Genomic DNA, 25,419 nt, shown 5'->3' with positions numbered 1-25,419 from the left:
GGCGCACCGCTTGCGTCACTGAACGATGACCGGGCCCGCTGCAACGTGGTCGCGGGCGGAGATGCGGCGTGCGGGGGAGGCGCTCCGAGTGGCGGATCTGGCGTCTCGTTTCGGCACGTCGGTTGCGGCATCGTGACATCGACCATTCCGGCTGTCAATAGGCCGGGCCTGCCCGTATCGCTCGAACGGATCGCGGGCGGGATATTGACATGCAGGGTGGGTGGTGCGAATCTGCGGTGACCGACGTGCCCCGCAGTGGCACACAGCCCGGAAGCCCGGGGCGCCTCTCCGCACGTCGTCCCCCTCGTCCGCGGTCTCTCTGACCGCGGTTCCGGTCATCGCGGGTCCGGCAACGGCGCGAGCTCTGACCGATCGAGTTCCATCCGATCGAGGCTCTGTCCTGCCGTCACGGCACTGACCTGCCGAAGGCCGTCCCGTTCACGGTCGACGTCGGCTCGTGTGCCGGCGCATGCGCGGACGCCTCAATGGACCATCCGTGAGGAGAAGTGATGGGCCGTTTGACCGGGACACTTGCCGTGGTCGTCACCACGGCAACACTCATCGCAGGCTGCGGGTCGGCCGGCACGACCTCGTCCGGGCCGGCGACGGTCACGTTCGCCTCGTCCGCGCCGGCCTCGCTCGACGTGGCGAAGAACTACAACGTCGCCGACACCAACATCATGGCCATGGTCACGGAGCCGCTGGAGGCGGTGACCCAGGAGGGGAAGTACACGCCGCTGCTGGCGGAGAAGGTCACCCAGCCCGACAGGACGACGATCGTCTACGACCTCCGGCCCGGCGTCACCTTCTCCGACGGCAAGCCGCTGACGGCGGAGGACGTCGCCTGGAGCCTGCGGCACGTCACCGCGGACACGGCCCAGACGAAGAACACGCTGGAGTACGTCAAGTCCGTCGAGGTCACCGGCGGAAGCCAGGTCACGGTGAAGCTGTCGGCCCCCGACCCGCTGACCCGCGCCACCCTCTGCGTGGTGGGCCTGATCCAGCAGAAGGCGTTCGCCGAGTCGCACGCCGCCGATCTCGGCTCGTCCGGCGCCGTGCCCGTGGGCACCGGCCCCTACGTGGTGGACGGCTACACACCGGACGAGATCACCATGAAGCGCAACGGCCGCTACTGGGGCGAGAAGCCCCTTCCCGACCGGCTCGCCTTCAGGACCATGACCGGTGAGACCAAGCACCAGCTCGCGATGCGGTCCGGTGAGATCCAGGGGGCGCTGATCGCCGACTTCGCCTCCATCAAGGAATGGCAGCGGATCAAGGACGCCCGCGTCTACAACGTGCCGGCCCTCCAGTCGAACTTCCTCGCGCTCGATGTGACCAAGCCGCCCTTCGACGACGTCCACGTGCGGCGGGCCGTGGCTTACGCGCTCGACCGTCCCGGTGTGATCGCGGCGGGCTTCGGCGGGCAGGTGCGTCCCCTGCGGTCCTATCTGCCGGACGAGATCGTCCAGCGGACCGCGCCCTCGCCCGCCGAGGCCGAGACCTTCCTCAAGGGCCTGCCCGCCTACCCGTTCGACCTGGACAAGGCCAAGCAGGAGCTGGAGAAGTCCGGCCACGCGAACGGCCTGTCCTTCCCCGTCACCTTCGTCAACGAGCTGCCCTGGACCAAACTGGCGGCGCTCAACCTCCAGGAGAACCTCGCCAAGCTCGGCGTCAAGGCGGAGGCGAAGCCCCTGGGCCGCAACGAGTGGCTGGAGAGCATCTACGCCGGGAAGGTCAAGACGCCCACGCCGTTCAACCTGGGCACGTTCGCGCCGGTTCCGAACGGGCTCGACAAGGTCGTCGGCAACGGCGCGTTCAACGTCGCCAAGTACCGGACCTCGGACACGCGCGAGCAGCTCGACAAGCTGACCGGTGACGGCCCCGAGCGCTGGGAGGCCACCAAGTCGCTGCTCACCTCGATCGCCGAGGACGTCCCCTACATCCCCGTCTACCAGGGCGCACAGGTCACCGTGCTCGGAGGCGGCCTCGTCTACGGCAGGCCCCCGTCCCAGCTCGACTTCGCGCAGGGGACGAACATCCGGCTGCTGAAGAACGCCGGCTGACCACGCCCCGGCGCGTTCCCGCACTCGACGCAACCCTCGACGCAACCAAGGAAGGGGGCATTGTGGAGCGACCCGTCGCGCGACGGACCTCCGCCCTGCTCGGCCCGAAGGGCTGGTTCGAGGACTTCGCGGTCGGCGCGTGCCTGCGCCACGCGCGGTCGTCGACCATCGGTGAGGCGGAGGGCTCGTTCCTCGCCAAGCAGGTCATGAACACCGCCCATGCGCACTGGAACGACCACCAGGGCGACACCCCCGAACTCGGTCCCGGCCGGCTGGTCTTCGGCCTGGCCACCGCCGCGACCGTGCTGGGACTGGCCTCCCAGGACACCACCGAGCACGCCATCGCCGAAGTGTCCTACGACGGCTTCCGATTCCGCGCGCCCGTCCACCACGGCGACACCCTCACCGCGCTCAGCGAGGTGCTGGCCGTCGAGCCGTCCACGCGCCCGGACGCCGGCCTCGTCACCTTCAAGCACTGGGGCGTCCGCCAGGACGGCGTCGTGGTGTTCGAGGGAGTCCGCACCGCGCTGATCAAGAGAAGGAGTCACTGGGAATCCCGATGAGCGAGCGAACCCCCGTGCGCCGGCTGCGCCGCAGTGAGCTGGCGGTGCCCGCCAGCAGCGAGAAGATGATCGCCAAGGCGGCCGAGAGCGACGCCGACCTGGTGTTCCTCGACCTTGAGGACGCTGTGGCCCCGGCCGAGAAGGACGCGGCCCGCGCCAAGGCCGTCCAGGGCCTGACCGGCCTCGACTGGGGCCGCACGGTCCGGGCCTGCCGGATCAACGGGGTCCAGACGCCCTGGTGCCTGGACGACGTCGTCGAGGTCGTCGGCGGCGCGGGTGAGGCGCTCGACGTCCTCATCGTCCCCAAGGTCCGGACGCCCAGGGACGTGTGGTTCGTCGACGATCTGCTCACCCAGTTGGAGACGAAGCTGGGCCTGCCGGAGCGGAAGATCGGGCTGGAACTCCTCATCGAGGAGGTCGAGGCCGTCGCCCGCGTCGACGACATCGCCGCGAGCAGCCCGCGCGTCGAGGCGCTGATCCTCGGCGTGGGAGACCTCTCCGCCGGCCAGGGCATGCGCGGCGACCATGTCGGGGCCGGCGGCGATCCGGACGTGCCCGCGTACCCCGGGGACATCTGGCACTACGCGCGCAGCAGGATGATCATCGCTGCCCGGACCAACGGCATCGACGCGATCGACGGCCCTTTCGCCGGCATCGCCGACCCCGCCGGCTACCGAGCGGTCGCCTGGCAGGCCGCGGCCCTCGGCGCGGCCGGGAAGTGGTGCATCCATCCCGCCCAGATCGCCCTCGCCAACGAGGTGTTCGCTCCGGCGCGGGCGGAGATCGACAAGGCGATCGCGGTGTTGGCCGCCCTCCGCGAGGCCGAGGAGAAGGGGCTGGGGGCCGCCACCTACCGGGGCGGCCTGATCGACGCGGCGTCGCGGCGCGGCTACGAGGCGGTCATCGAGCGGGCCCGCATGTGCGGGATGCACCACTGAGAGGGGGTGAGCCGGTGGGGACCGAGGAACCGGCGGTCACCGCGCACCTGGCGAGGTCGGCGGCATCGTACGACTACGAGCGGATACCGCCGGACGTCGTGCTGATCGCCAAGTCGAGCATCCTGGACTGGCTCGGTGTCGCCCTGTCCGGCGCCGGCGAACCGGCGGCCCGCGCTGTCGCGGAGGTGGCGTACCCCCCGGCGGCCGGGCCGGACGCGACGGTCCTGGCGCGCGCCGCCAGGGCGTCGCCGGCCGACGCGGCGCGGATCAACGGAACCGCGGGGCACGTCCTCGACTTCGACGACGTGCTGACGGCGTTCGACGGGCACCCGACCGCACCGATCCTCCCGTCGATCCTGGCGATCGCCGAAGTGGAGCGGGCCGGCGGCCGGGACCTGGTGACCGCGCTCGTCGCGGGCATCGAGACGCAGACGCGCATCAACCGCATCGTCACGCCGTCGCACTACCGGAAGGGATTCCACACCACGGCCTCGATCGGCGTCTTCGGTGCGGCGACGGCGGCGGCCCGGCTGCTGCGGCTGGGACCCGAGCGCACGGTCCACGCGCTCGGCCTGGCCGCGACCGCGGCGTCCGGGCTGAAGGTCGCCTTCGGGTCGTGGGGGAAGTCCCTGCAGGTCGGCCGGGCCGCGGCCGAGGGGCTGCACGCGGCGCTGCTCGCCCGGGACGGCGCGGTCGGTCCTGCCGAGGCGCTCACCGGTGCCCAGGGGTTCGCGTCCACCCATGCGGACGCCGCCGACATCGCCGGCGCGATGTCCGCCGTGGGCGACCCCTGGTACTGCCGGCAAATCCTCTACAAGTTCCATGCCTCTTGCTACGGAACGCATTCCAGCGTGGAGGCCCTCCTCCGGCTGCGTCCGGGACTGGCCGTGGACGACATCGCCGATCTCGAGTTGTGCGTCGCGCCCATGCACGTGGGGATGTGCACCAGGCACCCCGTGGAGACGCCTCTGGACGCGAAGTTCAGTCTGGCGTTCACGGCGGCGATGGCGCTCGTGCTCGGCGATGTGGGCGAGCGCAGCTTCACCGCCGCGGTGCTGGCGCGGGAGGACCTGCGGGAACTGGCCGCCAAGGTGAGGGTCACCGTCGATCCGGCCAGGCCGTTCACCTGCACCGCCGTACACGTCACCCTGCGGGACGGAACCTGCCTGCGCGAAGCGGTCGACGTGGGCGAACCGGCCGCGCCCGACCAACTCGGTCACCAGTGGGACCGCCTGGAAACCAAGTTCCGGACCCTCGCGGCGCCGGTCGTCGGGGCTTCCCGTGCCGACGCCCTCGTCGCTCTGGTGGCCGGACTCGACGCGCTGCCTCACATCGATCGACTGACCGGGCTGCTCGGTCAGCACCCTGCCGCGTCCCTCCCGGACGCACGGAGCACGAAGACGGAAACAGCATGAGACTTGAACAGCACACGGGCATGGGCCTTAACGAGGAGCAACGCGAACTGCAGCAATTGGCGCGGGAGTTCGCGGCGAAGGAAGTGCTCCCACTGGCCAACGAACTCGACCCGGTCGACGGGGACATCCCGATGGAGTTGCGGGCGAAGATGGCCGACGTCGGGTTCTTCGGCATCATGGTGCCGCAGGAGCACGGTGGTCTCGGGCTCGGCGTGCTCGAATACTGTGTCACCGCGGAAGAGCTGTCGCGGGCCTGGATGAGCGTCGGCAGCCTGATCGCCAGGGGCAACGGCATGTACGCGGGTTTCTCGCCCGAGCAGCGGGCCGAACTGCTGCCGCTGGTCGCCCGCGGCGATTTCCTCGCCGCCATCGCGATATCCGAGGCCGAGGCCGGCTCCGACGTCGCCAACATCAGCTGCCGCGCGGTGCGGGCGCGCGGCGGATGGGTCCTCAACGGCACGAAGATGTGGTGCACGTTCGCCGACGGCGCGGACTACCTGGTGGTGTTCGCGCGGACGTCGCCGCCGTCCGACCCCGCCCGCCGGCACGAGGGCGTCTCGGCCTTCTTCGTCCCCAAGGAGCGCGGGACGTTCCCGGACGGCGTGTCCGCGACCAGGGTGCGCAAGATCGGCTACAGGGGATGGCGGACGTGGAACCTGGCCTTCGACGACTTCTTCGTCCCCGAGGACGCGCTGCTGGGCGAGGAGGGGAAGGCGTTCGGCGGCATCATGCAGGTGCTCGACGTCGCCAGGGTCCACACCGCGGCCCGGGCCATCGGGCTCGCGCGGGGCGCCCTTGAGGACTTCGCCGCCTACGCGGCGACGCGCATGCAGTTCGGCAGCCGCATCGCCGACTTCCAGGCGATCCGGTTCAAGCTGGCCGGGATGGCCGCCGAGATCGAGGGCGTCAGGCAGCTGATGTACGCCGTGTGCCGCGAGCTCGACGCCGGGCGGAGGGCCGGCACGGCGGCGTCGATGGTCAAGCTGCTGGCCAGCGAGATGGCCGAACGGGTCACCAGTGAGGGCATCCAGATCCACGGCGGCGCCGGGTACACCACCGACTGCGCCGTCGAACGCTACTGGAGGGACGCGCGGCTGACGAAGATCTTCGAGGGGACCAGTGAGATCCAGCTCCGCGTGATCTCCGACGCGCTGCTGGGACGCTGAGACTCGCCGCCGGGCGCCGGGACGCAGGCCGCCCCCACCGTCCGATGGGGGCGGTCTGCGTTCACTCGCTGGGGGCGGCCCGCGTTCACTCGCGTCCTACGACCGGTCGTTGCGGACTACCTCGCCGTCCTTGACGACGAGGACGGTGCGGCGCGATTCGGCGAACAGCCCCGGCTCGGCGAGCGGATCGAAGTCCACCGCGACCACGTCGGCGAGCTTGCCGGGCTCCAGGGTGCCGATCTCGTCCCGCATGCCGATGATCTCCGCGTTGACCGAGGTCGCGGCCATGATGGCCTGCATCGCACCCACGATCTCCGCGCGCAGGGCGATCTCCAGTCCCCGGTTGTCCTGCTTGGGGCCGACGTAGTCGGTACCGGAGCCGACCAGCACGCCCGCCTCGGTGGCGGCCTTGATCGCCCTGCTCATCCGCTCCTCCACACCGCTGAAGCGCTCGCGGATGCCGCCGTGCAGCGACATGTCGTCGAAGTCCCGCGCGTGGATGTGCATCACCGCGAGCGTCGGCACCAGGTGGACTCCGAGGGCCGCCATCTCTTCGGCGAGTTCCTCGTCGATGTCGGTGCCGTGCTCGACACATCTGGCGCCCGCGGCGATCCCGTTGCGGATTCCCCGGTTGTTGTGGGCGTGGACGGTGACGTAGGTTCGCCGCGCCAGCGCCTCGATCACCGCCGCCTCGATCTCCGGGAGCGTGAACTGGGTGTCGTCCATGGAGTCGGTGAGCGAGATGACGCCGCCCGTGATGTTCATCTTGAGGAACTTCGCCCCCCGCCGGAAGTTGTCGCGGGCGGCCGCGCGGACCTGGTCGGGCGTGTCGCAGATGACGCTGAGCGTTGCGAACCCCGGCAGGTCACGGCTCTTCCACTCGTGCACGCACTCGTTCGGTGAGGTGTAGTGCGCGTGACCCCCGGTCTGCGCGAGGATCGCGCCGCAGCACAGGATGCGCGGGCCGCGGACCCGGCCGGACTCGACGGTGTTCACCAGTCCCCAGTCGATCCCGCCGGTGTCCCGCACCGTCGTGAACCCCTGCTGGAGGGTGTCCTCGCAGACGCGGAACATGTCGGCCGCCCGTTCGGCGATGCTCAGTTCCTTGGCCAGCATCGGGCCGATCGGGCTGGCGAGACCGAAATGGACGTGTGCGTCGATGAGGCCGGGCAGGATCGTGCCGCCTTCGATGTCGATGACCTCGTCGTCCCGCTCGACCGGGCCGATCCCGGCGATCCTGTTCCCGTCGACCCGGACGGCGGCTCCCCTGATGGGATCGCGGCCGGTCCCGTCTATGATCTGCGCGCCACGTATTGCCAGCATTGCTCGTCTCCTCGGTGGTCGGGCCGGCCCGCTACGGCCGGGAAAGGTCGGCGAGCACCTCGTCGTGATGCTCGTCGAGAAGAGGCGCTCGGTGCCGGACACTGGACGGCGTCCGGCTGAACTTGATGGGCTGCCCGGCGACGGTCACCGGGTCGCCCGAGCCCGGCTGCTCGACCGCCGGAAGCATGTCGCGCGTGCGGGCATGCGGATCCCCGAACACGGCCTGGGCGTCGTTGACCGGGCCGCAGGGCACCTGGCCGCCGATGACCGACAGCACCTGTTCGGTCGTCCTGGACGACAGCCACCCGGCGACGATCGAGCGGACCTCATCCGCACGCGCGATCCGGTCGGAGTTCGTCCGGTAACGCGGGTCGTCCCCGAGGGAGGGACGGCCGATCAAGGTGCAGAACCGCCGCCAGTGCCGGTCGCTGGGCGCGGCAACGGCGACGAAGCCGTCGCTGGTGGGGAAGATGTCGAAGGGGCACAGCAGCGGGTGCGCATTCCCTTGGGGACCGGGGGCTTCGCCCGTGTAGTCGTACTGGTAGACGATGCGTTCGCACAGGGACAGGATCGAGTCGTACATCGCCACGTCGACGAACTGGCCGCGTCCCGAGCGCCGTGCCTCGACCACGGCGGCGAGGATGCCGATCGCACAGAGTGCGGCGGGGAAGATGTCGCCGATGCCCGGGCCCGTCTTCAGCGGCTGCCCGGGGCCCGGGCCCGTGATGCCCACGAGCCCGCCCATCGCCTGCGCCGTGACGTCGAACGCCGGCCAGTCCGCGTACGGGCTGCGACCCGATCGCGGGTCGCCGAAACCCCGGATGCAGCCGTAGACCAGCGCCGGATTGATGGCGCTGAGACTCTCGTAGGACAGGCCCAGCCGGTCCATCACGCCGACGGAGAAGTTCTCCACCAGGACGTCGGCGTCGGCCACCAGCCGGCGGAGTGAGTCCTTGCCGGCCTCGGTCTTCAGATCAAGCACGATCCCGCGCTTGTTCCTGTTGACCGACTGGAAGTACCCGCCGAGGGCCTCCGGCCCGTCCATGGCGCGCCATGGTCCCATCCGCCTGGTGAGGTCGCCCGCGGGCGGCTCGACCTTGATGACGTCCGCGCCCAGGTCGGCGAGGGTCATCGTGCAGTACGGCCCCGCGAGCATCTGCGTCAGGTCGACGACGGTCAGGTCGGTGAGGGGGCCGGTCCTCGGTCGTGGATCGGAGCTCAATCGGAACCTCTTCCCTGGTGAACATGCCTTCGGCCATGGCCAGGGAGAGGTGCCGTGCTGGTGCCGGGCGCGGTCGTCGCGGCGGGCACCTGGGCGGACTCTGTGGTGAGACGTATCTACGTGAAGGGAGCGGGCGCTGTCAAGGCCGCGGTTCTGCCGCGCCGCCGCTTTCGGCGCTCTTGGCCGGGATCGCCGGCACCGCGATGCCCTCCGCCTTCAGTCGCTCGCGGTAGCGGCGAACCAGGTCGCGATAGGCCTGGGTAAGGGCACCGCTCGACGCGCCCCAGTAGTCGTGCTTGACCTTTCTCAGGAACTCGGCCGGTTCGCTCAGCAGCTGCTGGCCCGTGAGTTCCTGCTCCACCCACTCGCGCCCGACGTCGGTGACCAGGGTGGAGGACGCCTTGAGCACGGTATGCGTCCTGGGGTCGACCAGCACACCGAGAGTCAGGGTCTCGTAGAGCGCGCGGGCCGCCGTCCCCACCGGCATCTTGGCGTAGCCGCTGACCACGACGAGCCGGTCCGGACCGTCCGTGTCCGTCGGCGGAGTCTTCTTCTCCGAATTGAGTGGTGTCGCTGACACGTGGCTGCCTCCAGCGGGAGCCCGAATGGATCGGTCCGTTCAGTTGACGGACGGGAAAAGACCAGCATAATAAGCAGACCACAGAACCGATGTCCCCCCGGTCCGGGTGAGCAGCGCACCCGAGGACGACCGGCGAAACAGACGACGTTCTCCCTGACTGACAGTGACCATGCGGTGAGCCCGGTCCACGCCCGCACCGGTGCCCCATGGCCTCAGTTAAGGAGACGCCATGACCGATCTGAGGTCCCGGTACGAGCGCGCCGAGGCCCTACTTCCCTCGAACATCGGCAGACTCGTCCATCGCTCCCGCGTACGGCCCAACTGGTTGAGCGAGCACGAGTTCTGGTACCAGACCCGCACGAGAGAGGGTGTCCGCTTCTACCGCGTCGACCTGAGGTCCGGGCTTCGCGCACGCGCCTTCGACCATGAACGGCTCGCGAAGTCGCTGAGCAAGGCGACCGGGAAGGAGGCCGATCCCCGTGCGCTGCCGCTGAGCCGCCTCTCCTGGTCGGATCGAGGGCTCGCGTTCCACGCCCTGGGCGCGGCATGGCAGTGCGACCGGACCACCTACGAGCTGCGTCGCCTGCCCCGCCGTCCACCCGCCGCCGGCGAGTCCGTCGATCCGACGGGACGCTGGGCCGTCGCGGTCGAGGATCACAACCTCGTCCTCCGCGACCTGGACGGGATCGCGGGCGACCGTACCCTGACCGACGACGGCACGAGCGACCACGGCTACGGGGCGCCGCCCGACCCGATGGCGCTGCGCTCCCTGCTGGACCACATCGGTGCCGTGCTTCCGCCCTCCGTGGTCTGGTCGCCGGACGGCAGTGCCTTCGCGACGCACCGGGTCGACCAGCGGGGCGTCGCCAAGGCGGCCCTCGTGCAGTCCTCTCCTGCGGACGGGTCGCGGCCGCGTCTGCGCACGTACGCATACGCCATGGCAGGGGAAGAACGCCAGCCCACGTCCAGACCCCTCGTCTACCACCTCGACAGCGCGACCTGGGTCGAATCCGAAGGCGAACCCCTGCTCACCCCCTTCGAGCCCGCGACCGCGTTCGGACGCACCTGGTGGTCGGCGGACTGCCGCCGGCTCTACTGGCACGCCGGAGACCGCGGCGACAGGCACGTCCGGCTGTTCCGCATGGACGCCGCCACCGGGAAGGTCGAGTGCCTTCTGGAAGAACGGTCCGACACCCACGTCCAGACGCACCCGATCCGCTACCACGCACCCAACGTCCTGGAACTGTCGAGCGGCGACATCGTCTGGTGGTCGCAGCGCGACGACTGGGGCCACGCCTACCTGCGCGCCGCCGACGGCACCCTCCGGCAACTGACCCGCGGTCCCTGGCTGGTGCGCGAGACGCTGGCCGTGGACGAGCGGCGCCGGGAGCTGATCTTCACGGCCTCCGGCCGCGAACCCGGCCTCGACCCCTACCTGCGGCAGATCTACCGGGTCGGCCTCGACGACGGCCAGATCAGCAGGCTCACCGATGACGAACTCGACCACGAGGTGACCGTCTCACCCGCGGGAACCTACCTGCTCGATGTGGCGTCCGGCCTCGACCGGCCGGCCGTCAGCCGCGTCCTCGACACCTCCGGCGAGGTCGTCGCCGACCTGGAGACGGCCGACGCCGACGATCTGTACGCGGCGGGTTGGCGGCCGCCCGAGCGCTTCTGTGTGAAGGCGGCCGACGGAACGACCGACATCTACGGGGTCCTGTATCCGCCGCACGACCTCGACCCCGCCGCCGGCTATCCCGTTCTCGACAACTTCTACCCGGGGCCGCAGGTCAAGGCCGCGCCCGTCAGGTTCCCCCAGTCGGGCGAGTTCGTCCCGACCGGCGAAGCCGCCGCGATGGCCGCGCTCGGCTTCGTCACCGTGGTCATCGACGGGCGGGGCACGCCCTACCGCTCCAAATCGTTCCAGGAGCATCAGCGGCGCGACCCGCGGCGGACGGCGTTCATCGATGACCATGTCGCCGCGATCGAACAACTGGCCGCCACCCGGCCGTGGATGGACCTCGACCGGGTCGGGGCGTTCGGCACGTCCGGCGGCGGATACGCCTCGGCGCGGGCGATGCTGCACCGGCCGGACTTCTACAAGGCGGCGGTGTCCACCGCGGGCGACCATGACGACCTCGTCTACCAGCCGGCATGGGGGGAGAAATACTTCGGTCTCCCCGCCGAGACCGACTACCGCGCCCGGTCGAACGCGGCCCTCGCGGAACGGCTCGAAGGCCGTCTCCTGCTGATCCACGGCGAACTCGACGACAACGTCCTGCCCGCCCAGACGCTCAGGTTCGCCGAAGCCCTCATCCGCGCCGACCGCGACTTCGACCTCCTGCTGGTGCCGAACGCCGATCACACGATGGTGGTCCACGGCGCCTACACCACCCGGCGGCGCTGGGACTACCTGGTGCGCCACCTCATGGGAGCCGAACCGCCGGCCTACCGGATCACCCCGTTCCCGCTCGACTTCGGCGCGCTCGCCGACCTTCTCGGCGGCTGACGCCCTCTCCCGGCGGCCCTCATGCATCGGACCGCCCGAACGCCCTAGCGCAAGGGACGACCACTGATCATGACCGTACCTTCTCTCATCTCGCTCACCATCACCGAAGCGGCCCGGCTGATCCGCGATCGCGAACTGTCCCCGGTCGAGCTCACCGAGGCGTATCTGACCAGGATCGACGAGGTCGAGCCCATCGTCCGCGGCTTCGCCTTCATCGATCGCGATCACGCGATCGCGGAGGCACATCGCGTCGCGGGCGAACTCGCCCGCGGCGGATGGAAGGGTCCGCTGCACGGCATCCCGGTCGGCGTCAAGGACATCATCGACACCGCCGACCTCCCGACGCGTTACGGCTCGAAGGCGTTCGACGACAGGCGCCCGCAGCGCGACGCCTTCGCCGTGACCCGCCTGCGGCAGGCCGGAGCCGTTCTCATCGGCAAGAACACCACGCAGGAATGCGCCGTCGGCATCGCCTGCGCGCCGACGACCAACCCGTGGGACACGGGCCGCGTGGCGGGCGGATCCAGCGGCGGATCGGCCGCTGCGGTGGCCGCCGGCGAGTGCGCCGTCTCGGTCGGTTCCGACACCGGCGGCTCGATCCGCATCCCGGCCGCCTTCTGCGGCGTGGTGGGCCTGCGTCCCACGGGCGGAGTCGTCTCCCGGAGCGGTGTGCTGCCCGCGGCCACGTCCTTCGACCGGGTCGGGCCGATCGCCCGGACCGCCGGGGACGCCGGCATCCTGCTCGAAGCGCTCACCGGACACGACCCGGCGGATCCGGCGAGCGACACGGCGGCCCTCGCCCACCAGCGGCGCGGTGCGTCCGCTCCGCTGCGCGGAGCGCGGATCGGCGTCATCCGCGAGTGGGCCGAGGACGCCGACCCGGCGGTGGCCGAGGCTTTCGCCACCGCTGCGGCGATCATCAGGGAGCACGGCGCCGAACTCGTGGACGTCACCTGCCCGCTGCCCGAGATGGTCATGCCGACCTATCAGGCGGTGGCGTTGCATGAGCTGGCGGCGCAACACATCTCGACGGTCCGGACAAGGTCCCACCTGTACTCGCCGGAGGTTCTGGAGGTCATCCGCGCCGGCGAGGGCGTCGACGCCGACTCCCACGCGCGGGCGAAGGCGGACCTCGGGCGGATCTCTCGAGCTTGGCGAAGCCTGTTCGCCGACCACGATCTCGCGGCCTGCGTCGCGCCGACCGTCCCCATCACCGCCTGCACACCCGAAGAACTGCCGGCGCTCGAAGCGCGGGCCGGTGCCTTCACCATCCCCGTGAGCCTCGCCGACCTGCCCGTGGTGACCCAGCCGATGGGCCGGCCGGGCGGGCTTCCGGCCGGCGTCCAGTGGATCGGCCCGCCCTTCGAGGAGAACCGGCTCCTCGGCTTCGCACGAGAGTACGAACAGTCGACCGACTGGCACCTCACCCCGGCGCCGATCCCCGGAAAGGACGTTTCCTCGCCCATGGAGGCAAGCTCGTGAACGACCCTGGCGAACCGTCCGGCCGCAAGTACCGGCCCGCCAGCGAACGTGTCCGGCTCAGACGTCGTCCCGCCCGTGCGGACTACGACCCGGCGGCGGTGCGCGAGGTGTTCGACGAGGCGCTGATGTGCCACGTCGGGTACACCATCGATGCCGTCCCATACGTCATGCCCATGCTCCACATACGGGTGGGCGACCGCCTCTACCTACATGGCTCGGCCGCCAACCGGACCCTTGAGACTGTTGCGTCCGGAGCACCCATCTGCGCTGAGGCGACGCTGCTCGACGGGCTTGTGATGGGACGCTCGGCCTTCGAGAACTCGGTGAACTACAGATCCGTGATCGCCTTCGGTCACGGATCCCCGGTCGACGACGTGGACGCCAAACGCGACATCTTGATCGCTCTGCTCGGCCGTCTTCTCCCGCCGGGACGGCTGGAAGAGGTGAGACCTCTGGCCCCCCGGGAACTGGCGCGCACGAAAGTCGTCGAACTGGTTCTCGAGGAGTGCTCCGTCAAAGTGCGGAACGGGCCCGCAGGCGACGGCGAGCAGGACCTGGACGCCCCGGTGTGGGCGGGCGAAATCCCATTCGGATCGGTCATGGGGCCTCCCGTCCACGACGGCAAGAGGCCGTGGACCGGCGACGCCCCCGCCTACCTCGACGGCTGGGCGGGTCCGCCCAACCGTCGAGCCGGCACGCCGTAGGAGAAGTTCCGCTGGAAAGCAGGTGATCAATGGTGGAGCGGTCCGGTGACGTCGCCGCGGATCGCCGAGTGCGGGTCCAAGATGAACCCGTGGACTCCTATCCGCGGATCGCACCCGAAACGAAGCGGGGCGCCGTCCGCCGCATCACCCTCGTCGGTGAAGAGATCCTGGACCGTCCGTGCCAGGAGGTCACCCAGTTCGGCACGGGCTGGCTGTCCAAGCTCATCGATGACATGTTCGCCACCAACCACGTGGCCGAGGGCGCGGGTCTCGCCGCCAACCAGGTGGACGTAGGCCTGCGGCTGTTCGTCTGGGACATGACCGATGAGTGGGGCGTCCGTCATGTCGGGCACATCGCCAACCCTGTGCTGCAGGACGGGGCGCTCGCGCGAAGTGCCCTGATCGAGGAACGGGAAGGGTGCCTGTCCGTCCCCGGCCCCTACCGCGTGGTACCCCGCCTCGATCGTGCCGTCGTCGCAGGCCGTGACAAGAACGGTGACCCACTGGTGATCGAGGGCCGCGGCTACTTCGCCCGCTGCCTTCAGCATGAGATGGACCACCTCCAGGGGCGCCTCTATCTGAGCCGACTGTCCAAGCGAGAGCGAAGGTCCGCCATGCGGGAGATGGCCGAATCCAAGGACGAGGTCCTTGCAAGACGTGCCGCATCGGCCGCCGCAATCGGCAAATGACCGCCCGACCATCGACGATGACGGGCTTCCACCGTTCCACGGACACCCGATCTGTCAATACACGAGTTCGCTGAACGATGCGCCGCAAGTGAGGTCGTGGCGCCATCCCTACGTGATGGCGCCACGGTCGTTGCGTCGCGGCCGCTACAGGTGCTCGGTGAACCACTCGGCGGCCACGGCGGCCGTCTGCCGACGGACGTCGACGTCCTCGTAGAGGGTCAGGTGGGTGGAGCGGGGCACGACGTGGAACTTCTTGCGCGGCCCGGGGATCTGCTCGAACGCTTCGGCGGCCAGGTCCCAGTGGGTGTGGTCGTCCCCCTCGGCGACGCACATGAGGGTGGGGGTGGAGACGAGCCGGGTGAGGAAGGGACGGACGCTGTAGGCGAGGAGCATCTCGGTCGACTGGGCGGTCGCGCTCCCCTCGTATCCCGGGGCCTCCGACGCCTTGATACGGGCGAAGGTCTCGCGGCTGGCCGGGAAGGGGAACGTGCCGACGGCGCCGAGTTCGACGGGCTGGTGGTCGATGTAGGTGTGCTCGCCGGTCCGGTACAGCTTGGCGCGGGCCTGGTCCAGGGCCTGCTGAAGGACGCGCAAGCTCACGGTGCCGTGGGAGAGACGCAGGTTGTCCCAGCCGTCGATGACCGGGACCACTGAGCACACGGCGCGCACGCGCGGGTCGATGGCGCCGAGGATCAGGACATGGCCGCCGCTGTAGGAGATGCCCCAGGCGCCGATCCGGTTCTCGTCGACGGTGTCGAGGGCTTGGAGGTAGGAGACCGCGTTGCGGTAGTCCTCGATCTGCCGCCACGGGTCGATGTGGCGTCGCGGCTCGCCGGTGCTGCCGCCGAAGTGGCGGTAGTCGATGACCAGGGCGGCCACGCCCGCCTGCGCGAAGACCTCGGCGAACAGCGGCTGGGCCACCTCCTTGACGTAGCACCATCCGCCGGCGAGCACCACGGCGGGGTGGGGTCCGGGGCCGTCCGGCATGTAGAGCAGCCCGCTCATGCGCTCGCCCTCGCTGGGGACGGTGACCTCCTGCGGCTCTGGCATTCCGACTCCTCGATCGTCTGTATGGCATGCTTCTGGTCTATGCGGGCAGGTGCACGAATTATGAACATATCCCATGTTCGGCGATCCGGTCGCCTGGGCCCCCGGGCGACCGGATCGCCCGGGTGGTCGGCTCCCGGGGCGGCGCCTTGCCGAATCTTTGCTGTTGGTCATGCTCATTGGAGCGGGCGATCCGTCGGCGCAGCCGGGTCGGGGGTGCCCTGCGGCGGCCGCGGACGGCCGTCGCACCCTTGACACTCCCTGCGGGATGTTTTCATAATGCGTGCATGAGTTCACAAATCGTGCAGAGGATACTGTCGTGAACGGCCCACCGATCCGGATCGGCCTGTGCGGGCTCGGCAGCATCGGCCGCGCGGCCGCGCGCCTTCTGCTTGAGCATCGAACGGGATTCGAGATCGTCGGAGCTGCGACCAAGGAGCCCGAGGCCCTGGGCCGTCCGCTCCACGAGGTCGTCGGGTCGTCCGTCCCCGGCGGGCCCGCGGTCGTGGCCGACATGGAGGAGGTGCTGGCCGCGGCCCCGCACGTGATGGTCTACGCGACGGGCTCGTTCCTGAAGGAGACCGAGGACGACATCGTCGACTGCGCGTGGGCCGGCGTCAACGTCGTCTCCCCCTGCGAAGAGCTGGCGTTCCCGTTCAACCGCTGCACCGAGGCGGCGGCGCGGATCGACGCGGCGGCACGGAAGGGGGGCGCGTCCGTCCTCGGCACCGGGGTGAACCCGGGCTTCCTGTTCGACTCGTTGGTCGTGGCGGCGACCGGCGTGTCCTGGGACGTGCGCGCGATCCGCGGGCGGCGCGCCGTGAACGTGGCCGGCTTCGGGGAGAACATCCACCGCCGTCTGGGCATCGGCTACACCCCTGAGGAGTTCGACGAGGGCCACCGGGCCGGCACGATCGCCGGCCATGTCGGGTTCCCCGAGTCGATCGAGCTCGTCTGCGAGCGCCTCGGCCTGTGGTTGGACGGGCCGGTCTCCGAGACGTTCGAACCGTTCGTCGCCGCGACCCCCGCCCCGACCCGGTACGGGCACGTGGAGGCGGGGCGCACCGAGGGCTTCCTCCAGCGGGCCACCGGGCACATCGGCGGCGACCTCTTCATCGAGATCGAGCTGATCCTGCACCTGCGGCCGGAGGAGGCCGGGTTCGCGACCGTCGACACCCTCACCATCGACGGCCTGCACACCGTCAACCTCACGCTGTCGCCCGGCATGGACGCCATCCCGGCCACCTCGGCGCAGCTGGTCAACAGCATTCCCGGGGTCCTGCACGCGGCGCCCGGCCTGAGGACCGTGAAGGATCTGCCGGTCGCCGCCGCCTGGCACGACCTGCAAAACCACCCGTTTCGCTGAAGTGAGCTCTCATGACCCAAATCGCCTCGCCCCCGCACCCGCCGGAAGGGTCCTTCAGCGGCCTTCCGATCGATGAGGCGGACCTTCCTACCGCCCATGAGCTCTACCGCGGCATGTCGATCGTGCGCGCCGTCGAGCTGGAGATCGAGAAGATGCACCGGCTCGGACGCATGTCGGGGTCGTTCCATTCCTCGCTGGGACAGGAGGCGGCGGCCGTCGGAGTCTGCTCGGTGCTGCGCGTCGGCGACATGGTCACCAGCACGCACCGCGGACACGGGCACGCGCTCGCCAAGGGCGTGCCGATCGAGGGCGTCTTCGCCGAGCTCTTCGGCCGCTCGGCCGGCGTGAGCGGGGGACGCGGCGGCTCTATGCACCTGCACCACCGGACCAGCGGGTTCCTCGGTGAGAACGCCATCGTCGCGGGCGGGCTGCCATGGGCGGCCGGCGCGGCGTGGGCCCGCAGGCGCCGGGGCGGCGATGACATCGCGGTGGCGTTCATCGGCGACGGCGGCTTCGCGCAGGGCGTGACCCACGAGACGCTGCTGCTCGCGCGGTTCTGGAAGAGCCCGTGCCTGATCGTCTGTGAGAACAACGGGCTGGCCCACTCGATGCCGTCCGACCGCCTGTTCGGCGCCCCGGGGACCATCGCCCGCACCGTCGAGGGCGCCGGGATCACCTCGCGCTACGTCGACGGCCGGGACGTGGTCGCCGTCGCGAAGGTGGCCCGGGAGCTGGTCGCCCATGTGCGGGCGGGATCCCCGGCCTTCCTGGAGTGCGGGGTGTTCCGCGTCCGACCGCACAGCCTCTCCGACCCCGACTACCGGTACCGGCCCAAGACGGCCGGGCGGGACTGGCTGGCGCTCAACGACCCGATGGCCAACCTGCGGACAAGGCTGGAGCGGTTCCCCGGCAATGAGGTCGCGCGGATCGACGCCGAGGTGGCCGCGGACGTCAACGCGGCGCTGGCTCGCGCGGAGGCCGGTCCGCGACCCCCCGCGACCGACGCGAAGTCATTCGTCTACACCTCCCCGGAGCTGCAGAACCGTGCGTGAGCTCAAGTACGCCGAGGCGGTCCGTGCCGCCCTGGAGGCCGAGATGGAAGCCGACGAGAGCGTCGTGATCATGGGGGAGGAGGTCGGGGCGCTGGGCGGGGTGTTCACCGTGACCCAGGGGCTGGTCGAACGGTTCGGGGAGCACCGGGTGCTGGACTCGCCCATCTCCGAGGCGGGCATGGTGGGCTTCGCGATCGGGGCCGCGGCCGAGGGCATGCGGCCGGTCGTCGAGATCATGTTCTCCGACTTCGTCCTGCTGGCGCTCGACCAGATCGTCAACCTCGGAGCGAAGATCCGCTACATGAGCAACGGGCAGTTCAGCGTGCCGCTGACCATCCGGATGCCGGGGGGCGGGGGGACCAACCACGGCCCGCAGCACTCGCAGAGCCTGGAGAGCCTGTTCGCGCACGTCCCGGGCCTGGTGGTGGCGATGCCGAGCAACCCGTCGGACGCCTACTGGATGCTCCGGGAGGCTGTGCGTTCCGACGATCCCGTGATTTTCTTGGAGAGTAAGAACCTATATTTCCGCACGTCGGGTGACATCGACACCCGCACCGGACCGGAAGGATTCGCGGCGAGCGTCGTGCGGCCGGGGGACGACCTGACCGTGGTGACCGCCGGCCGGATGGTCGAACGCTGCGTGCTGGCGGCGGAGGAACTCGCCGCCGAGAACGTGGCGTGCGAGGTCGTCGACCTGCGCTACCTGTGGCCCATGGACACGGCCTCGATCGAGGCCTCGCTGCGGCGCACGGGGAAGCTCGCCGTGGTCTCCGAGGCTGTCGAGTTCTGCGGCTGGGGCGGCGAGGTGGCCGCCTGGGCCGGCGAGCACTGCTTCGAGAGCCTGGACGGGCCCATCGTGCGCGTCGGGTCCGAGCGGGTGCCCATCCCGTACGGCCACGAGCTGGAGGACCAGGTCGTGCCTACCACCGAACGCATCGTTGCCGAGCTGCGCAAGCTCGCCGATTACTGATCGTCGCCGCGGCGACCTATGAGCAGGAACAGACCATGAGGTTTGCAGTCGATACCGGTGGCACCTTCACCGACCTCGTCGTCGAGGACGAGGGCCACCTGAGCGTCCACAAGAGCTCGACCGTGCCGTCCGACCCGGTCCAGGGCATCCTCGACGCCTTCGACGTCGCCGCCGCCGAGCGGGGCTGTTCGCGGCGCGAGCTGCTGGGCCGGGGGAGCATGCTCGTCCACGGCACGACCCGGGGGTTGAACGCCGTCCTGACGAAGAGGGTCGCACGCACGGCGTTCCTCACCACCGAAGGGCATCCGGACATCCTGCTGCTGCGCGAGGGCGGCAGGCACGACATCTTCAACCAGCGGCAGCCCTATCCCGACCCCTACGTCCCGCGTTCGCTGACCTTCGAGGTGCCCGAACGCGTCGGCGCCCAGGGGGAGGTGGTCCGCGCACTGGACGAGGAGGCGGTGGCGGTCCTCGCCGAGCGGATGCGGCGGGAGAACGTCGAGGCCGTCGCCGTCTGCCTGCTGTGGTCGATCGTCAACCCCGTCCACGAGCTGCGCGTGGGCGAGCTGCTGGACGAGCTGCTGCCGGGTGTACCGGTGACGCTGTCGCACCAGGTCAATCCGTGCGTGCGCGAGTACCGCCGGGCCTCGGCGACGGCGATCGACGCCTCGCTGAAACCGCTGATGACCGCGTACATCAGCGGGTTGCAGGGGCGGCTGCGCGACGCGGGCTTCGCCGGGAGGGTGCTCATGGTGACCTCCGCGGGCGGCGCGCTGGACGCCGAGGACGTGGCCCGGGCGCCGATCCACTCGCTCAACTCCGGCCCCGCGATGGCGCCGGTGGCGGGGCGCTTCTTCGCCGACCTGGACGCCGCGGCCCCGATGGCGATCGTCGCCGACACCGGCGGGACCAGCTACGACGTCAGCGTCGTCCGGAACGGACGGATCCCGTGGACGCGCGAGTCCTGGATCGGCGAGCCGTTCCGCGGCCACATGACCGGCTTCCCGTCCGTCGACGTGCGCAGCGTCGGCGCGGGCGGCGGCAGCATCGCCTGGGTGGACGGGGGCGGGCTGCTGCACGTCGGCCCGCAGAGCGCCGGCGCCGTTCCCGGCCCGGTCTGCTACGGGCGGGGCGGCACCCGTCCCACGATGACCGACGCCTGCCTCGTCCTCGGCTACCTGGACCCCGGCTACTTCCTGGGCGGGCGCTCGGCGCTCGACCTGGACGCGGCGCGCGAGGCGATCAGGGAGCAGATCGCCGAGCCGCTCGGGCTGGACGTGCTGGAGGCGGCGGCCGCCGTCTACCGGCTCGCGACCGAGCGGATGGTCGGCGCCATCGAGGAGATCACCGGGCAGAAGGGCATCGACCCGGCGCAGGCCGTCCTCGTCGGGGGCGGCGGTGCGGCCGGGTTCAACACCGTGGCCATCGCGCGCCGGCTCGGCTGCCGCGAGGTCATCGTCCCGGTCATGGGCCCGGCCCTCAGCGCGGCCGGGGCGCTGATCTCCGAGCTGTCGCGCGGCTTCGAGAGGACCTTCCGGACCACCTCGGAGGACTTCGACTTCGCGGGCGTCAACGCGGTGCTGGAGGAACTGGCGGCCGAGGCCCGCGGCTTCGTCGACGGACCCGGTGCCGGGGCCGTCGAGACGTCCGTCGAGTTCTCCGTCGAGGCGCGGTACCCGAGCCAGGTCTGGGAGCTGGAAGTGCAGCTCGGCGAGCAGGGCTCCCTGGACGGCGAAGGGCTCGAACGGCTGAAGAAGGCGTTCCACGAGGTTCACCGGGACACCTTCGCGGTCGACGATCCCGGCTCGCCGATCGAGTTCGAGAGCTGGCACGCCAGGGCGCGCTGCCGCATCACCGACCCGGTCCTGCCGGAGGCCGGCACGGGCGACGCCGTCCGGCGCGAACGCGACATCCACCTGCCGGGCACCGGGCTCGTCCGGGCGGACGTCTGGCGCCTGGACTCGGTGCCCGTCGGCCTGGAGCTGCGGGGCCCGGCGGTCGTCGAGTCGGAGACCACGACGATCGTCATCGACGACGGTGCCACATTCACCCGCCGCGGCAGCGGAACGATCCATGTCGTGCCCGGGGCGCCCGCCGCCGCGGCCGAGCGAGGGGGGAAGTGACGATGGACGGCGTCCGCATGGCGGTGATCAGCAACCGCCTGAACGTGGTCGTGGAAGGCATGATGAACACGGTCTTCCGCTCCAGCCGGTCGGGGGTGCTGAACAGCGCCCACGACTTCTCCTGCTGCATCGTGAGCGCCGACCACGAGCTGGTGATGGGCGCCGAGAGCCTGCCCATCCACATGATGAGCGGGCCCGACCTGATCTCAAAGGCCGTCCTGCGCTTCCATCCCGAGATGCGGCGCGGGGACGCTTATCTGCACAACTCGCCGTACAACGGCAACTCGCATGCCGCCGACCACGCGATGCTGGTGCCGGTCGTCGACGATGACGGCGTCCACCGGTTCTCCGTCCTCGCCAAGGCGCACCAGGCCGACTGCGGCAACTCCCAGCCGACGACCTACATGGCCGGCGCCCGGGACGTCTACGAGGAGGGCACCCTCCTGTTCGACGCCTGCCGCGTCCAGACCGACTACCAGGACAACGACGACATCCTGCGCATGCTGCGGCTGCGGGTCCGGGTGCCCGAGCAGTGGTGGGGCGACTATCTCGCGCTCCTCGGCGCCGTCCGCCTGGGCGAGCGCCGGATCACCGAGCTGGGCGAGGAACTCGGCTGGGACGTCCTCCAGGAGTTCGTGGACGAGTGGCTGGCCTACAGCGAAGGCCGCATGCGGGCGGCCATCGCCGGGCTGCCCGCCGGACGGCTCACCCTGACCACCCGGCACGACCCCTTCCCGGGGATCCCCGAGGGCGTCGACATCAAGATCGACATCGACGTCCGGCCGGAGGAGCAGGAGATCGCCATCGATCTCACCGACAACGTCGACTGCCTGCCGAACGGCCTGAACCTCACCGAGTCGACCGCCGCCACGGCCGCCCTGATCGGCGTCTTCAACTCCATCGGCGAGGACGTCCCGCCGAACGCCGGGAGCCTGCGCCGCATCAGCGTCGCGCTGCGGGACGGCTGTGCGGTGGGCGTCCCCTCCCACCCGCACAGCTGCTCCGCGGCGACCACCAACCTCGCCGACCGGGTGACCAACGCCGTGCAGCGCGGGATGGCGGAGCTCGTCGAGGGCATCGGCCTGGCCGAGTGCGGAGCCGTCATCCCCGCGGCGGCGGCGGTGGTGTCCGGCACCGACCCGAGGTCGGGCGGCAAGCCGTTCGTCAACCAGATCTTCCTCGCCGTCACCGGCGGGGCCGCCACCCCCTGGACCGACGCCTGGCTGACGATCTTCCACGTGGGCTGCGCCGGGATGCTGCGCCGCGACAGCGTGGAGATCGCGGAGATGACGCACCCGATCCGCGTGGAGCGGCAGCGGCTCGTCCCCGACACCGAGGGCGCGGGCCGGTTCCGCGGCGCACCGTCGGCGGTGGTCGAGTACGGGCCGGTCGGCACGTCGATGACGGTGGCCTACGGGTCCGACGGCGCGGTGTACCCCGCGCGCGGCGTGCGCGGCGGGCTCGCGGGCGGTCTCACCCGGCACCTGCGCCGCGACGGGTCGGGCCGGCTGACCGACCTGCCGTCCCAGGGCCTGGTCGAGCTGGCGGACGGCGAGCGCATCGTGTCGATCACCGCGGGAGGCGGCGGCTACGGGCCGCCCACGGACCGAGAGCCCGAACGGGTCCGCGACGACGTGCGCGAGGGGTGGATCACCGCGGAGCGCGCCCGCGACGTCTACGGCGTCGTCCTGCGCGCGGACCTGTCGATCGACGAGGCGGCGACCGCGCGGCTGCGCGCGGGCTCCGCGTCCTAGCCACCAGGGCCCCGCCTTGAGAGAGGACTCCGCCATGGCGGTCCCCGTCACCATGCCGCAACTGGGTGAGAGCGTCACCGAGGGCACCGTCACCCGCTGGCTGAAGCAGGTGGGCGAGCACGTCGAGGCCGACGAGCCGCTGCTGGAGGTGTCGACCGACAAGGTCGACACCGAGATCCCGGCCCCCGCGTCGGGAGTCCTCCAGTCGATCAGCGTCCACGAGGACGAGACGGTCTCCACCGGCACCGAACTCGCCCGGATCACCGCCCTCGACCGCGCACCGGCGGCGGTCCCCGCCCCGCCCGCATCCAGCCCGAAACCGCCCACCCCACCCGAACCCGTAGAGACGCCCCCGGCTCCGGCGGCCCCTCACCGGACCGGCGCCCCCGCGACGGGGCGGAGCGGCGGCTACATCACACCGTTCGTCCGGCGCCTCGCCTTCGAGCACGGCGTGGACCTGACATCCGTGCGTCCCGCCAGACCCGGCGACCGCATCCGCAGACAGGACGTCCTGGCGGCCCGAAAGAATCAAGACCAAGCCGCCCCGACACCACCCGACGCACCCTCACCGACACTTCCACCCCAGAACCCATCCCCACTCGCCCCGGCACCGAGCCCTGTCGCCTCGGCGACGAGTTCGGCCGCCCTGGTGTCGGGTTCGGCCGCCGCGGTGCCGAGTCCCGTTGCCGGGCGGGTTCCGGAGTTCGAGGAGGGTGTTCGCGGGACGACCGGGGCGTTGAGTCCTGCGCGCCGGGCGATCGCCGCGCGCGTTACGGAGTCGCTGCGTACCAGCGCTCACCTGACCACGGTCGTCGAAGTCGACGTTACGAAGATCGTCGAGCTGTGCGAGTCCGCCGGGGAGCGCTTTCGGGCGCGCGAGGGCGTCGAGCTGACGCCGCGGCCCATCATCGCGATGGCCGCGCTCGCGGCGCTCAAGGAATCACCGGAGATCAACTGCCGGGTGGACCCGGACGCGGGAGTGATCGTCCATCCGGACGGTCAGCATCTCGCGGTCACGGTCGAGGTTCCGGGCGGGACGGTGACGCCGGTCCTGCGGGACGCCGGAAGCCTCAACCTGGCCGGGCTGGCGCACGGGCTGGCGGAGCTGGCGGAGCGGGCGCGGGCCGGCCGCCTCGCCCCCGCGGACTTGGCGGGCGGCACGTTCACCCTGGCGGACGCGGGTGCGGCGGGGACCCTGTTCGCCACGGCGGTCATCGACCAGCCGCAGGTCGCGGTGCTGTGCACCGGCGCCGTCGGCAGGCGGCCCGTGGTCGTCCGAAGCCCGGCGCTGGGCGAGATCGTGGCGGTGCGGTCGATGATCCATCTCGCCCTGACCTACGACCACCGGATCATCGACGGAGCCGACGCGGCGCGCTTCCTCACCCGGGTGAAGGAGCGGCTGGAGACCGGCGACCTGCCGGACCACTGACGACCCCGCGGCTCCCCGGGCGACGCGGCCCGGGGACCCGCGGGGGGCCAGGCGGACCGCGTCCCGCCCGCTCGGCCCTCTCGTTCGCATTGCACACGGACCATCCGCATAGCGCTGGACACGCTCAACGTCCTCGCGGATCAGGAGTTTCACATGAAGTTCGGTCTCGCCGTCTTCGCCACGGACCAGGGCATGGGACCGGCCGACCTCGCCCGCATGGCCGAGAACGGCGGTTTCGAGTCGCTCTTCTTCCCGGAGCACACCCACATGCCCGTCGAACGCACCGCGCATTTCAAGCCGGAGGGCGGCGACGTGCCCCCCGAGTACTCGCGGACGCTCGACCCCTTCGTGGCGCTCACGGCGGCGGCGTGCGCGACCCGCACGCTGAGGCTGGGCACGGGAATCTGCCTGGTCTCCCAACGGGACCCCATCACCACGGCGAAGGAGGTCGCCACGCTGGACCATCTGTCCGGCGGACGGCTCCTGTTCGGCGTGGCGGCGGGGTGGAACCGCGAGGAGTTGCTGAACCACGGCACCGATCCCCGGCGCCGCCTGGGGGTGCTCGCGGACCGCATCCGGGCCATGCGGACGATCTGGACGCAGGAGGTGGCGTCCTACCGGGGCCCGTACGTCTCGTTCGAACGCATCCAGTCATGGCCCAAGCCCGTCCAGGATCCGCTCCCGATCCTCATCGGCGGAAACGGTCCCACCGTCGTGGACCGGATCCTGTCGTACGGGAACGAATGGCTGCCCGAACCCGCACCCGACCTGCTCGATCGCATCGCCGAGTACCGGGAGAGGGCACGGGAGGCGGGCTGGGCCGACGCGCCGGTCACCGTGTACGGCGCGGACCCGGCGGACGTCCCCCGATACGCCGAGGCCGGCGTGCACCGGTGCGTCTTCTGGCTGCCTCCCGGGGACGCCGAGGCGGCCCGCCGGCGGGCCGCCGAGCTTTCCGACGCCCTCGGCCTGGCGGTGGCGGCATCGGATCCCCGCCCCCCGGAGGCGCTGATCATGTGAACGA

General features: G+C 70.8%; 19 protein-coding genes and 1 pseudogene. 16 read left to right on the top strand and 4 right to left on the bottom strand.

The annotated features are described in order from the left end of the window. The first annotated feature begins 509 nt into the window (after positions 1-509). The 5 genes from ABTW95_RS06105 to ABTW95_RS06085 all read left to right on the top strand — a co-directional run bounded on the left by ABTW95_RS06105 (position 510) and on the right by ABTW95_RS06085 (position 6,145). The gene (locus ABTW95_RS06105; protein WP_500225107.1) at positions 510-2,063 is read left to right on the top strand and encodes an ABC transporter substrate-binding protein; all 1,554 of its coding nucleotides are present in this window, start codon (positions 510-512) and stop codon (positions 2,061-2,063) included. A gap of 62 nt (positions 2,064-2,125) precedes the next feature. Then, the gene (locus tag ABTW95_RS06100; protein WP_500225105.1) at positions 2,126-2,626 is read left to right on the top strand and encodes a MaoC family dehydratase; all 501 of its coding nucleotides are present in this window, start codon (positions 2,126-2,128) and stop codon (positions 2,624-2,626) included. Next, positions 2,623-3,564, top strand: a complete 942-nt coding sequence (locus ABTW95_RS06095; protein ID WP_500225102.1) for an HpcH/HpaI aldolase/citrate lyase family protein — start codon at positions 2,623-2,625, stop codon at positions 3,562-3,564. Before ABTW95_RS06100 ends, ABTW95_RS06095 begins: the two co-directional genes overlap by 4 nt. Positions 3,565-3,578: 14 nt before the next feature. After that, on the top strand, positions 3,579-4,979 hold the full coding sequence (locus tag ABTW95_RS06090) for an MmgE/PrpD family protein (RefSeq protein WP_500225100.1): 1,401 nt from the start codon (positions 3,579-3,581) through the stop codon (positions 4,977-4,979). Then, complete coding sequence (locus tag ABTW95_RS06085; protein ID WP_500225098.1) at positions 4,976-6,145, top strand: acyl-CoA dehydrogenase family protein; 1,170 nt, start codon at positions 4,976-4,978, stop codon at positions 6,143-6,145. Before ABTW95_RS06090 ends, ABTW95_RS06085 begins: the two co-directional genes overlap by 4 nt. Before the next feature lie 96 nt (positions 6,146-6,241). Here the strand turns inward: ABTW95_RS06085 and ABTW95_RS06080 are convergent, their stop codons facing one another. From ABTW95_RS06080 to ABTW95_RS06070, 3 genes are all read right to left on the bottom strand, one after another. Beyond that, positions 6,242-7,468, bottom strand: a complete 1,227-nt coding sequence (locus ABTW95_RS06080) for a metal-dependent hydrolase family protein (protein WP_500225096.1) — start codon at positions 7,466-7,468, stop codon at positions 6,242-6,244. A 31-nt stretch (positions 7,469-7,499) separates the two neighbouring features. Next, a complete protein-coding gene (locus tag ABTW95_RS06075) occupies positions 7,500-8,690 on the bottom strand; it encodes a CaiB/BaiF CoA transferase family protein (protein ID WP_500225094.1) in 1,191 nt (396 codons plus the stop codon). A 139-nt stretch (positions 8,691-8,829) separates the two neighbouring features. Beyond that, positions 8,830-9,270: a DUF3870 domain-containing protein gene (locus ABTW95_RS06070; protein WP_500225092.1), complete on the bottom strand. Its 441-nt coding sequence runs from the start codon at positions 9,268-9,270 to the stop codon at positions 8,830-8,832. Positions 9,271-9,499: 229 nt separating this feature from the next. Between ABTW95_RS06070 and ABTW95_RS06065 the strand changes: the two genes are divergently transcribed. From ABTW95_RS06065 to def, 4 genes are all read left to right on the top strand, one after another. After that, on the top strand, positions 9,500-11,779 hold the full coding sequence (locus tag ABTW95_RS06065) for a S9 family peptidase (protein WP_500225090.1): 2,280 nt from the start codon (positions 9,500-9,502) through the stop codon (positions 11,777-11,779). Positions 11,780-11,848: 69 nt separating this feature from the next. Continuing rightward, positions 11,849-13,261: an amidase gene (locus tag ABTW95_RS06060; RefSeq protein WP_500225088.1), complete on the top strand. Its 1,413-nt coding sequence runs from the start codon at positions 11,849-11,851 to the stop codon at positions 13,259-13,261. Further along, the gene (locus ABTW95_RS06055; protein WP_500225085.1) at positions 13,258-13,965 is read left to right on the top strand and encodes a pyridoxamine 5'-phosphate oxidase family protein; all 708 of its coding nucleotides are present in this window, start codon (positions 13,258-13,260) and stop codon (positions 13,963-13,965) included. The genes ABTW95_RS06060 and ABTW95_RS06055 overlap by 4 nt, the downstream gene beginning before the upstream one ends. A 29-nt stretch (positions 13,966-13,994) precedes the next feature. Further along, on the top strand, positions 13,995-14,654 hold the full coding sequence (def, locus tag ABTW95_RS06050) for a peptide deformylase (RefSeq protein WP_500225084.1): 660 nt from the start codon (positions 13,995-13,997) through the stop codon (positions 14,652-14,654). Between the two features lie 144 nt (positions 14,655-14,798). On the opposite strand, the gene ABTW95_RS06045 is transcribed toward def, so the two are convergent. Next, positions 14,799-15,704, bottom strand: coding sequence for an alpha/beta hydrolase (locus ABTW95_RS06045; protein WP_396449680.1), 906 nt, complete (start codon positions 15,702-15,704; stop codon positions 14,799-14,801). Positions 15,705-16,020: 316 nt separating this feature from the next. Between ABTW95_RS06045 and ABTW95_RS06040 the strand changes: the two genes are divergently transcribed. From ABTW95_RS06040 to ABTW95_RS06010, 7 genes and pseudogenes are all read left to right on the top strand, one after another. Further along, positions 16,021-17,067: an NAD(P)H-dependent amine dehydrogenase family protein gene (locus ABTW95_RS06040; RefSeq protein ID WP_396449681.1), complete on the top strand. Its 1,047-nt coding sequence runs from the start codon at positions 16,021-16,023 to the stop codon at positions 17,065-17,067. Positions 17,068-17,180: 113 nt separating this feature from the next. Further along, a complete protein-coding gene (locus tag ABTW95_RS06035; protein WP_500225080.1) occupies positions 17,181-18,119 on the top strand; it encodes a thiamine pyrophosphate-dependent dehydrogenase E1 component subunit alpha in 939 nt (312 codons plus the stop codon). Continuing rightward, positions 18,112-19,089, top strand: coding sequence for an alpha-ketoacid dehydrogenase subunit beta (locus ABTW95_RS06030; protein WP_396449683.1), 978 nt, complete (start codon positions 18,112-18,114; stop codon positions 19,087-19,089). Before ABTW95_RS06035 ends, ABTW95_RS06030 begins: the two co-directional genes overlap by 8 nt. Positions 19,090-19,124: 35 nt before the next feature. Next, positions 19,125-21,212 carry a hydantoinase/oxoprolinase family protein gene (locus ABTW95_RS06025; RefSeq protein WP_396449684.1) on the top strand — a complete coding sequence of 696 codons (2,088 nt, stop codon included), beginning with the start codon at positions 19,125-19,127 and terminating at the stop codon, positions 21,210-21,212. Between the two features lie 2 nt (positions 21,213-21,214). Then, a complete protein-coding gene (locus ABTW95_RS06020; protein ID WP_396449685.1) occupies positions 21,215-22,966 on the top strand; it encodes a hydantoinase B/oxoprolinase family protein in 1,752 nt (583 codons plus the stop codon). Beyond that, positions 22,932-24,395, top strand: a pseudogene (sucB, locus tag ABTW95_RS06015) (2-oxoglutarate dehydrogenase, E2 component, dihydrolipoamide succinyltransferase); the annotation flags it as partial. The gene ABTW95_RS06020 and the pseudogene sucB, both read left to right, overlap by 35 nt. A 153-nt stretch (positions 24,396-24,548) precedes the next feature. Further along, entirely contained in the window at positions 24,549-25,415 is an 867-nt protein-coding gene (locus tag ABTW95_RS06010; RefSeq protein WP_500225078.1) for an LLM class F420-dependent oxidoreductase, read from the top strand. Positions 25,416-25,419: the final 4 nt, after the last annotated feature.

The organism is Spirillospora sp. NPDC127506 (assembly GCF_040302145.1).
Taxonomy (GTDB): Bacteria; Actinomycetota; Actinomycetes; order Streptosporangiales; family Streptosporangiaceae; genus Spirillospora.
This window is presented reverse-complemented; position numbering and strand designations above follow the sequence as displayed.